Source organism: Campylobacter concisus, assembly GCF_902460715.1.
In the GTDB taxonomy this organism is placed as follows: domain Bacteria; phylum Campylobacterota; class Campylobacteria; order Campylobacterales; family Campylobacteraceae; genus Campylobacter_A; species Campylobacter_A concisus_AK.
Genome location: NZ_CABPUX010000003.1, coordinates 96043 through 106821 on the forward strand (window position 1 = coordinate 96043; position 10779 = coordinate 106821).

8 protein-coding genes and 1 pseudogene are annotated in these 10779 nt (G+C 42.4%); 7 read left to right on the forward strand and 2 right to left on the reverse strand.

Annotated elements, in window-relative coordinates; all coding sequences use genetic code 11:
- The first annotated feature begins 126 nt into the window (after positions 1-126).
- The gene (gene leuC / locus F3G91_RS09225; RefSeq protein ID WP_149701389.1) at positions 127-1392 is read left to right on the forward strand and encodes a 3-isopropylmalate dehydratase large subunit; all 1266 of its coding nucleotides are present in this window, start codon (positions 127-129) and stop codon (positions 1390-1392) included.
- A gap of 311 nt (positions 1393-1703) precedes the next feature.
- Here leuC and F3G91_RS09230 read toward each other — a convergent pair whose 3' ends face one another.
- On the reverse strand, positions 1704-1961 hold the full coding sequence (locus tag F3G91_RS09230; protein WP_021085358.1) for a SemiSWEET family transporter: 258 nt from the start codon (positions 1959-1961) through the stop codon (positions 1704-1706).
- Positions 1962-2186: 225 nt separating this feature from the next.
- Here F3G91_RS09230 and F3G91_RS09235 point away from each other — a divergent pair, with 225 nt between their 5' ends.
- The 6 genes from F3G91_RS09235 (at position 2187) to F3G91_RS09260 (ending at position 10318) form a co-directional block, all read left to right on the forward strand.
- On the forward strand, positions 2187-2750 hold the full coding sequence (locus tag F3G91_RS09235) for a molybdenum cofactor guanylyltransferase (RefSeq protein ID WP_021085296.1): 564 nt from the start codon (positions 2187-2189) through the stop codon (positions 2748-2750).
- A complete protein-coding gene (locus tag F3G91_RS09240) occupies positions 2743-3705 on the forward strand; it encodes a phospholipase A (RefSeq protein WP_149701390.1) in 963 nt (320 codons plus the stop codon). The genes F3G91_RS09235 and F3G91_RS09240 overlap by 8 nt, the downstream gene beginning before the upstream one ends.
- Before the next feature lie 165 nt (positions 3706-3870).
- A complete protein-coding gene (locus F3G91_RS09245) occupies positions 3871-5265 on the forward strand; it encodes a GntP family permease (RefSeq protein WP_149701391.1) in 1395 nt (464 codons plus the stop codon).
- On the forward strand, positions 5262-6392 hold the full coding sequence (locus tag F3G91_RS09250) for a glycerate kinase family protein (protein ID WP_149701392.1): 1131 nt from the start codon (positions 5262-5264) through the stop codon (positions 6390-6392). The genes F3G91_RS09245 and F3G91_RS09250 overlap by 4 nt, the downstream gene beginning before the upstream one ends.
- Before the next feature lie 185 nt (positions 6393-6577).
- Positions 6578-7315 carry a 4Fe-4S dicluster domain-containing protein gene (locus tag F3G91_RS09255; RefSeq protein WP_149701393.1) on the forward strand — a complete coding sequence of 246 codons (738 nt, stop codon included), beginning with the start codon at positions 6578-6580 and terminating at the stop codon, positions 7313-7315.
- Between the two features lie 12 nt (positions 7316-7327).
- The gene (locus tag F3G91_RS09260) at positions 7328-10318 is read left to right on the forward strand and encodes a molybdopterin dinucleotide binding domain-containing protein (RefSeq protein ID WP_149701394.1); all 2991 of its coding nucleotides are present in this window, start codon (positions 7328-7330) and stop codon (positions 10316-10318) included.
- 26 nt (positions 10319-10344) lie between these two features.
- Here F3G91_RS09260 and F3G91_RS09265 read toward each other — a convergent pair.
- Positions 10345-10779, reverse strand: a pseudogene (locus tag F3G91_RS09265) (glycerate kinase); the annotation flags it as partial.

A 10779-nucleotide genomic window follows, 5' to 3' on the forward strand; every position in this document is an offset into this window, starting at 1 on the left:
ATAAATCTTATCTGTCCTGAATTTTTAGCATAAATTTTTTGTCAAATTTATAGTGATTTAAAGCGCTGGCTAAATATCTTTTTATACAAATTTCGTTAAAATCGCCCCAAAATTTAAAGGAAATTTATGAAACAAACCATCACAGAAAAAATATTTTCAGATCACGTTGGCAAAGAGGTAAGCGCAGGAGAGATCATCGAGAGCAAGATCGATATGATCATAGGCAACGACATCACGACGCCTATTTCGATCAAGCAGTTTGAGCGAAGTGGCGCTAAAAAGCTAGCTAACCCAGACGGCTTTGCCATCGTGATGGACCACTACATCCCGACAAAGGACATCCTAAGCGCAAATCAAGCCAAAATTTCACGCGAATTTGCCTACAAACACGACCTTAAAAACTATTTTGACGAAAAAGATATGGGTATCGAGCATGCGCTTTTGCCTGAAAAAGGTCTAGTCATCCCAGGCGACGTCATCATCGGCGCAGATAGCCATACCTGTACGCACGGCGCTCTTGGAGCCTTTAGCACCGGCATGGGTAGCACCGACTTAGCTTATGCGATGATTACTGGTAAAAACTGGTTTAAAGTGCCTGAGAGCATCAAAGTCGTCTTTAAAGGCAAGCTTGATAAGCACGTCTATGGCAAGGACCTCATCCTTGAGATCATCCGCCAAATAGGCGTTGATGGCGCACTTTACAAGGCGCTCGAGTTTAGTGGCGAGGTGATAGACACTCTTAGCATGGATGATAGATTTTCAATGTGCAACATGGCGATCGAAGCTGGCGCAAAGAGCGGTATCATCGCGGTTGATGAGATAACAAAAGAGTTTTTAAAAGATAAAAATTTACGTGATAAACCAAAATTTTTCTACTCAGACGAGGGCGCAAAATACGACAAAATTTTAGAGATCGATGTCACTGCCCTTGATCCAGTCATCGCATATCCATTTTTGCCAAGTAACGGCAAGAGCGTAAGACAGGCAGTTAGCGACGATCTAGCTATAGATCAAGCATTTATCGGCTCATGCACAAATGGCCGTCTAAGCGACCTTCGTATAGCAGCGCAGATCCTAAAAGGCAAAAAAGTAGCTCGCAAAACAAGGCTCATCATCACTCCAGCGACGCAAAAGATCGCAAGAGCTGCTGAAAAAGAGGGGCTTATAGATATTTTCATCGAAGCAGGAGCGGTTGTCAGCAACCCAACATGTGGCGCTTGCCTTGGCGGATATATGGGCATTTTAGGCGCAAATGAGCGCTGCATCTCAACGACAAATAGAAATTTCGTCGGCCGTATGGGCGATAGAACGAGTGAAATTTATCTGGCTAACTCGGCTGTTGTGGCGGCCTCAGCAATAGCAGGTAAAATCGCCGATCCGAGGGACTTATAGGCGTTAGCTTTTAAGTATCTTTGAATGAGTTAGAAATTTTCACACTTCGATAAACTATGTGTTTTATCTTGTGTGAAAATTTCGTCACAACATCCAAATCTATCTTAAAATCTTACCGCTCTAGGCTTACTTATATAATCAAATAAAATTTAAAAGCATTTCTTCTAAAAATGCTTTATTCTTTTTACAAGTAAAATTGATTTAAATTGAAATATCACAGAAATTTAAAGAGTTTGTATAAATTAAATTTAGCCGATAAATTTGCAAATTTATCGGCTATTTTTTAGCACAAAAGGTTTGAAGCTAGCGCATTAAAACGCTGTTATAGTTGCCAAAAGTCCAAAGATTATACCTGGCAAGTTTGCAGCAGAAAGTGGATAGTCTTTTTTAGCTTTTAGCAAGCCGTAACTTGTCCAGATCGTGCAGTTTAGCGCAGCAGCTAGTGGCTGTATATAAGGCGTTTTGTTGCCATCAAGGTTGCCCATTATTTGTGGGATGTATGAAAAATACATAACAACCGATAAGCACGTGCCTATCCAACCTAAAATTTGTAAATTTCTTTCACTCATGTGATCTCCTTTAAAAGTAAGCCATTATATTATTCTTAGCTTTATGATTAGCGTGGTAAAAAAATTAATTTTATCTGCTAAAAAGTAGCCCATTGTTTTGGCAAAAGCGCTCTTTTTTGCAAATTTAAGGGCGAAGCTTTGCTAAGTGATAATAAATTTAAAACAAGATGAGTTAGAAAATTTGGTTATACTTTTGTAATTTTTTGAAATTTAAAAGGATAAAAGATGCAAACTTGCGTCATTTTAGCAGGTGGCAAGAGCTCGCGCATGGGTCAGGATAAGACCTTGTTGCCATTTGGGGGATTTGAAACACTCACGCACTATCAGGTTGCTAAATTTAGCAAAGTTTTTGATGAGGTTTTTGTAAGCTCTAAATTTGAGAAATTTAACCCGCCTCTAAAGCTCATAAAAGATGAGAGCAGTGAGGATTATTCGCCGATGTTAGCGCTTTACTGCGTGCTAAAAAGCTTTGATCATAGCGTCTTTATCATCCCAGCTGATATGCCATTTTTTGACCCAAAAAGTCTTGGCGAGATGGCTAAATTTAAAGATGAATTTGAGATGGTCGTGGCTGGTGATGATGAGCATATCCACTCGCTTTGTGGCTTTTTTAGCCCAAGCTTAGCCCCACTTGCACATGAGCTTTACCTAAAAAATGAGCACAAAATCGGACTTTTACGAAAAAACTGCAAGTGCAAGATAGTAAATTTTGATGATAAAGAGCAGTTTTTTAACGTAAATTTCCCAGACGAGTACAAAATAGCAAATGAAAAGATGAAAAATGAGTAAATTTACATTGCTTTTAAGCCTTAGTCTTACATTTTTGATGGCAGGCAGGACGGATGACTTTAAAATGGCGCAGGAGCTTGAGCAAAGTGGCGATATAAAGGGTGCGATGCAAATTTATAAAGAGCTAGCCAAAAGCTCTTTAGGCGAGCAAGAAGTGGTGCAAAATGTGCAAGCAAGCGAGCCAGCACCAAATGATGCGAAGCTAAAGCAGGCTGATCTTTTAAGAGATAAAAGCGATAAAAATTCACAAAATGCACTTGGCATCGAGCTTTATAAATTTAACTACCTTTTGCCAGTAACTTACGCTAAAACTGTCCCAGATGACGGGCAAAAGAGCGTTGAGACGAAGTTTCAAATAAGCCTTGCAAAGCCGCTATTTTACGATGTTTTTGGTCTTAGAGAGAGCCTTGTGGCAGCATATACACAAACCTCTTGGTGGCAGATAACAAAAACTTCAGCTCCGTTTCGTGAGACAAACTATCAGCCTGAAATTTTCTTAAATTTCGCCTCACCAAAATACCTAGAGCAAATAGGCGTGAAAAACCTAAAATTTGGACTTTTGCATGAGTCAAACGGACGAGATGGCACCAACTCAAGGAGCTGGAACAGAGCCTACGTGCAAGGCGATTTCGTCTATGGAGATTTAACCATTTCGCCAAGAGTTTGGAGTGTGATCGGCGAAAAGAACGACAATAAAGAAATTTTAAACTACATCGGACACGGAGATCTAAGGCTTAGTTACAAGCTAAATGACCAAATTTTTAGCCTAATGCTAAGAAATAACTTACATTTTGATAAAACAAATAAAGGCGCGGCCGAGCTTTCATATATGTTTCCGATATTTTCAACTGGCGTTTATGGCTATTTGCAGTATTTTACAGGATACGGCGAGAGTTTGATTGACTATGATAGGCACACTGACAAGGTTGGTCTTGGCTTTGTTATTTTAAAATAGCCTTAAAAATTTAATCTTATAAAGTGGCTAAATTTGGGCAGATGAAGTAAATTTTAGATAAATAACGAAAAAAATTTAACTAATAGAAAAACTTAAAAATATTAGAAAAAATATAAGCAAATTTTGCTAAAATCACTAGCAAAATCTCACAATAAAGGAGTTTTCATGAGCGGTATAGCTTTGATTGTCTGTTTTGTTATAGCAATCATCCTTATGATCCTTATGATCTCAAAGTTCAAGGTGCATCCATTTTTGGCACTTATGAGTATATCTTTGGTGCTAGCAATCGTCGCAGGTATCGATCTATCCAAGATCCCAGCGATGATAGGCGTTGGATTTAGTGGCACATTTAAGAGCATCGGCATCGTCATCATCTTTGGAACGATCATCGGCACAGTGCTTGAAAAAACGGGAGCTGCGCTAAAGCTAGCTGACATGGTCGTAAAGCTAGTCGGACAAAGACGCCCTGAGCTTGCCATGCTTATAATGGGCTGGGTTGTTGGCATACCAGTATTTTGCGATAGCGGTTTTGTCGTCTTAAACTCTATCCGCGAGGCACTTTATAAGAAAATTTCAGCAAGCCCAGTTGCTATGTCAGTAGCACTTAGTGGCGGCCTATATGCTTCTCACGTTTTCATCCCGCCAACTCCTGGCCCGATAGCTGCTGCTGGCACACTTGGACTTGGAGGGAATTTACTTCTTGTCATCATCATGGGTACGGTAGTTTCAGTACCTGTTTTGGTAGCTGTTTATTTCTTTTCAAAAAGTATCGCTAAAAGCGTAACTATCAGCGACAAAGAGGCTGACGCTACGATAACAGCTAGCTATGAGGAGCTTTTAAAGAAATTTGGCAAATTGCCTTGCGGATTTTTGAGCCTTGCTCCTATCATCATGCCTATCATATTCATGGCGGTTGGCTCTGTGATAGATGTTTTGGCAAAACAAGGCATGCTTGATAAAGCTGCGCTCTTACCAAAGATATTTTTATTCTTAGGTAACCCTATCATCGCCCTTGCGATCGGCGTGATCTTTTGCGTATTTTTACTAGCTGAAACTAAAAAGATGAGAGAATTTGATCACATCACAAATGAATCATTAAAGATCGCTGGTCCGATACTTTTTATCACCGCAGCTGGCGGCGTTTTGGGCAACGTCATTACCGAGGCTGGCTTTGTAAATTTCATCAAAGAAAATGCCTCAACCATAAAAGCGATAGGAATTTTCTTCCCATTCATCATCTCAGCCGTGCTAAAAACCGCTCAAGGAAGCTCGACTGTGGCTATCATCACGACAGCCTCTATCATGGGCGCATTTAGCGCTGACAACTCGCTCATGCACACACTTGGCTTTACGAGCGAAATCTCAGCCGCACTTTGTGTCATGGCGATAGCATCAGGTGCGATGTGCGTATCTCACGCAAACGACAGCTACTTCTGGGTCGTGACAAACTTTAGTAAAATGACCGCAGATCAAGGATACCGCACACAAACAGCGATGACATTTATCATGGGCATTGTTGGTATGATCAGCGTTTATATTCTATCTTTGGTGCTTTTATGAGAATTTTGGTTGCGATAGATTCATTAAAAGGCTCGCTAAGCTCGCTTGAGGCGGGCCTTGCTATAAAAGAAGCCCTTGAAGACTTTTGCGACGTCGTCGTAAAGCCAGTAGCTGACGGCGGTGAGGGCAGCGTGGAGGCTATGGCTGACGCACTTGATGCTAAATTTATAGATACCATCGTCAAAAACCCACTTGGCACTGAAATTTTAGCTAGATACGCTCTAAAAGATGACCTTGCCATACTTGAGATGTCTAGTGCTTCTGGTCTTACTCTTATAAATCCTGATGAGAGAAATCCTATGAAAACTAGCACATTTGGCTTTGGCCAGATGATAAAAGATGCCATTAGCAAGGGTGCTAGGAAATTTATCATAGGCATTGGCGGAAGTGCTACAAATGATGCTGGCGTAGGCATGCTAAGTGCTCTTGGCTTTAAATTTTATGATAGAAACGGCTATTTGCTTGAGGGTAAAGGTGAAGATCTAGCTCAAATTTGCGACTTTTCAGATGAAGAGGCACTAAAAGAGCTAAAAGAGTGTGAATTTTTAATCGCCTGTGACGTGGATAATCCACTTTACGGACAAAAGGGCGCAGCCTACGTCTATGCCCCACAAAAAGGCGCAAATGGCCGCATGGTAAAGCAACTTGATGATGGGCTAAAGCACTTTGCAAGCCTTGTAAAAGAGAAAAATGGCACTAAATTTCACACGCAAAAGGGCGCTGGAGCAGCTGGCGGACTTGGCTTTGCTTTTGTGGCATTTTTGGGAGCGAAGCTTAAGCCTGGCATCGAGATCATCACGCAGACCATCGCACTTGAAGATGAGATAAAAAAGGCCGATCTAGTAATAACCGGCGAAGGCCGCATGGACTTTCAAAGTTCTATGGGCAAGACCCCAACAGGCGTGGCAAAGCTAGCTAAGAGGCATCATAAGCCAGTCATCGCGCTTGCTGGAAGCGTGCAAAGGTGTGCCAAAGACTGCCACAAACACGGCATCGATGCGTATTTTTGCATACTAAATGAGCCAATGAGCCTTGAAGAAGCCATGCGAAAAGATAATGCCATTAGAAATTTAAAGATGACCGCCGAGCAAGTCATCCGCCTTTATATGCTAAACCACAAAGCATAAATTTAAAAAAGATAGAAGCTAAATTTCTATCTTTTTTTCTATAAATTTACCTCCAAATTTTACTCACAAAGTGCTACAAAAATTCTCAAAATTTAATACATTTTGCAAAAATATAAAATAAACTTTAGAAAAAAATTTACTATGTTAAAATAAGAAAAACTTCTAAAAAGAAAGGAGAATTTCTTATGCAACAGACCCTAAACTCTCGTCGCAGCTTCATCACAGCTGCAGGACTGTTTTTCGCTACGACTGCGCTAAAGGCAGCACCAAAGGACTTTGGCGGTAGTGGCGTTCGCTACGGCATGGCGATAGATCTAACAAGATGTGTTGGCTGCCAGTCATGTACTATGAGCTGTATGTTGGAAAACGATGTTCAACCAGGTGCTTTTAGGACCATCGTCTCTGAGTACGAGGCAAAGGATAAAAGCGGTAAAATGGCGGTCATTGCGTCACTTCCAAGACTTTGCAACCACTGCAACAAGCCAGCCTGTATCGACGTTTGTCCAACTGGAGCAAGCTATCAAAGAAGCAACGGCATCGTAAAGATCGACACAAAAGAGTGCATAGGCTGTGCGCTTTGTGTGGAGGCCTGTCCATATCACGCAAGATATCTTAGCTTGCATACCTACAAAGCCGATAAATGCACCTTCTGCGACCACAGACTAAGAGCGGGACTTCAGCCAGCATGCGTAGAGAGCTGTGTGGGCGGTAGCCGTATAATAGGCGATCTTAACGATCCTAACTCAAATATCAGAAAATTTCTAGCCACACATGAGACTATGGTCATCGATAGTCCTAAAAATACAAATCCACAGGTGTTCTACCACGGCGTCAGCGAAATTTTGGCTAAAAACGATAAGAAACTCGAGCTTGATAATGGATATCAAAAGGTTATCAGCTGGAGTGAAGAGATAGCACAGTAAAGGAAATAAGCAATGCAAAGAAGAGAATTTTTAAAAAGATCAGCCGTACTCTCAACACTAACCGCAAGCGCTGTGCTAGCAGACGGCGAAAAAGACGACTACAAACCGCAGTCAAACTCACTAGAGCCTGAATTTAGCGTAAAAGATGGCAAAATTTCACTTAACGACGGACATAGCGTTGTCTTTTCAATGTGCCACGGCTGTACGACAAAGTGTGGCATAAGACTTCACGTAGATGATAAAAACGACAAAGTTTTAAGATGTAGCGGAAACCCATACCACCCACTATCAAACGTACACTGGGCAAATTTTGATACATCGATAAACGACGCTTTGCTTGCCACAACACTAAGCGGCGAAGATGAAAAGCGTGCCACAGTTTGCGCTAGAGGGGCGATCTTGCCTGAGATGATAGACTCGCCTGCAAGGATACTAACACCACTAAAAAGAGTTGGCAAAAGGGGCGAGGGCAAGTGGAAGAGCATAAGCTTTGAGCAGCTAGTAGAAGAGGTAGTAGAGGGCGGAGATCTCTTTGGTGAGGGGCACGTGGATGGGCTAAGAGCGATATATAGCGACGAGCTAATCGACAGCGAAAACCCAGAGTATGGCACCAAGCGCAATCAATTTTTAAGCTTTTATCTATACGACGGACGCTCTGACATCGTTGATCGCTTTGTCAAAAAGTCATTTGGCACTATAAATCACTACTCACACGGCGGAATTTGCGGCGGTGGCTTTAGGGTTGGTGGTAAGATCACGCACAACGCAAAGGGCTTTGCACACACAAAACCAGACTATGAAAACTCTAAATTTGTTATCTACTGGGGCACTTCGCCGTCAAATGGTGGCAACCCTTTCCAAAAACAGGCAAAAATGCTCTCTTACGCAAGAGGCACTAGAGATGACTTTAGCTATGCAGTGGTCGACCCAAGCGTTACAAATGCTGTAAAATACGCCTCTTCAGACAAAGGCCGCTGGATAGCGATAAAGCCAGGCACCGACTCAGCTCTAGCCATGGCAATGATACGCTGGATCATAGAAAATGAAAAATATGCTACAAACTACCTTATCCAGCCAAATTTAGACCAAGCAAAACTTGCAGGAGAGATACACTGGTGCAACGCCACACATCTAGTCATCACCGAAAAAGGCCACAAAGACTACGGCAAATTTGCACTTATCAATAACGAGTGGCAGGTCTGCTCGCAAGAAGGCAAGATACAAAGCTACAAAGTAAATGAACCAGCCAAGCTCTACTACAAAGGCAAAATTTTAATAGACGGCAAGAAAGTCGAGGTAAAAAGCTCAATGCAGCTTTTAAAAGAGTCAGCTTATAAGCACAGCCTAGAGGAGTACTCAAAAATTTGTGGTGTTAGCGTTGAAGATATCATCTGGCTTTGCGAAAATTTTACCAAAAACGGCAGACAGGTGAGCACAAACGTGCATGGCGGTATGATGCATACGCAAGCTGGTATGACTACTTTTGCGATCCTTTGTCTAAACACGCTAATGGGTACTTACGGCTATAAAGGCGGCAACGTCAATGCAAGTGCCGGCACACACGAGTTTTTAAAGGGCAGATATGACCTTGAGAGTTTTGAGGGCGCTTATAAGCCAAATGGTCTAAATTTATCAAGATCAGGCAAATACTACGAAACAAGCTCTGAGTATAAGCGCAAAGTAGCAGCTGGCGGCAGCGGCTATCCATCAACTCAGCCATGGTATCCTATCTCTATGCCACTTGTAAACGAAACGCTTACAAGCCACAAGGCTGGCTATCCATACAAAGTAAAAGTTTTCATAAACTATATGACAAACGTACTTTACGGCCAAGCTGGACTTGAAAGAGCGGTTTTAGACACACTAAAAGATAGTAAAAATTTACCACTTTTTGTGGGTATCGACGCCTTTATGAACGAGACAAACGCCTATGCTGACTACATCGTGCCAGACGGGGTAAATTTAGAAAACTGGGCACTTCCAAACTCTCTTTGGGGAACGATCGCTAAAACTTCAGTCGTGCGCTATCCAGCCGTTAGCTCAAAGCAGGCAAAGGATAAAAATGGCGGCGTGATCGACGTTGAGGCATTTTATATATCCGTAGCGAAGAGGCTTGGTCTAAAAGGCTTTGGCAAAAATGCCTTCAAAGATAAAGACGGAAATTTCATGGACCTTGACGTAAAAGAGCAGTATTATGCAGCTGCACTGGCAAATTTAGCCTTTGACGGCGAGGGCGTGAAAGATATAAGCGACGAGGACAAAAAGCTTAGTAAGATATCAAGAGTGATGACAAAGCTTGATCCTTATCTAAAAGACGAAGAGAGGCCAAAAGTAGCGCACGTGCTAGCAAAAGGCGGCAGATATGATAGCTACGAGAGCGCGTACAAGGGCGATAAAGCAACCGTAAAAGTGCCAGCGCCTACGCCAGCTTCGATCTACTATGAGCCACTTGGCGGACACAGACACTCGGTAACGGGCGAATATATGCCAGGAGTGCCAAGTCTGATGCTACCAGTCGCGAGTGACGGCACGCCGCTTGAGAAATTTTTCCCACGCTCTGAGTGGAAATACATAGTAAGCTCAAGGAAGTCAAATATCCAGCACTTCTACACATTTGTTAGCCCAAGGCTAAGAGCCGTCCATCCTAGCAACTTCATAAGGATGGCGCCAGATGTGGCGAGCGAGCAGGGCATTCGCTCAGGCGATAAGGTCAAAGTGACTACGCCTTATGGAGCGCAAGTTGGCGAGGCGTTTGTAACTGACGGCGTTGCTAGCGGAGTTATCAGCATAGAGCATGGATTTGGCCATGATGAGTTTGGCATAAGAACGCACATCGTCGATGGAAAGCCAGCTTTTGGGATAGCAAATTTAGAAAAAGGGGTCAATCACAACAAGCTCGGACTTCTTGATCCAAAAAGAAATGGCGAATTTAGCCTAAATGACTGGTTGGTTGGTACTTGCGCTAGACAAGCACTTCCTGCAAAGATAAGAAAGATAAGCTAGTTTGATATAAATTTGGCGAGCAGAGTAAAATTTGCTTGCCATCTCTCTTTTACAAGCCCAGCAAAGTGCTTTAGTCCATCATCAAGCTGCTTGACCATGCGGCCATTTGCGCCCTTTTGTGGAGCATAGACGTAGGCTGCACCCTTTTGGCCGTAGAGTGGATTATCCACGTCACAGGCGATTAAGAATTCGCACTCTTTTAGCTCTTTTAGTGCCTCTTCATCTGAAAAGTCGCAAATTTGAGCTAGATCTTCACCTTTACCCTCAAGCAAATAGCCGTTTCTATCATAAAATTTAAAGCCAAGAGCACTTAGCATGCCTACGCCAGCATCATTTGTAGCACTTCCGCCAATGCCTATGATAAATTTCCTAGCACCCTTGCTAATGGCATCTTTTATCATCTGGCCAAAGCCAAATGTGCTAGTTTTCATAGGATTTCTCTCATCAGGATTTATAAGAGT

Bases quoted from the DNA above. Each gene is read 5' to 3' on its own strand.
- F3G91_RS09260 (WP_149701394.1), top strand. From the start codon at position 7,328: ATGCAAAGAAGAGAATTTTTAAAAAGATCAGCCGTACTCTCAACACTA.
- F3G91_RS09250 (WP_149701392.1), top strand. From the start codon at position 5,262: ATGAGAATTTTGGTTGCGATAGATTCATTAAAAGGCTCGCTAAGCTCG.
- leuC (WP_149701389.1), top strand. From the start codon at position 127: ATGAAACAAACCATCACAGAAAAAATATTTTCAGATCACGTTGGCAAA.
- F3G91_RS09240 (WP_149701390.1), top strand. From the start codon at position 2,743: ATGAGTAAATTTACATTGCTTTTAAGCCTTAGTCTTACATTTTTGATG.
- F3G91_RS09230 (WP_021085358.1), bottom strand. From the start codon at position 1,961: ATGAGTGAAAGAAATTTACAAATTTTAGGTTGGATAGGCACGTGCTTA.
- F3G91_RS09245 (WP_149701391.1), top strand. From the start codon at position 3,871: ATGAGCGGTATAGCTTTGATTGTCTGTTTTGTTATAGCAATCATCCTT.
- F3G91_RS09235 (WP_021085296.1), top strand. From the start codon at position 2,187: ATGCAAACTTGCGTCATTTTAGCAGGTGGCAAGAGCTCGCGCATGGGT.
- F3G91_RS09255 (WP_149701393.1), top strand. From the start codon at position 6,578: ATGCAACAGACCCTAAACTCTCGTCGCAGCTTCATCACAGCTGCAGGA.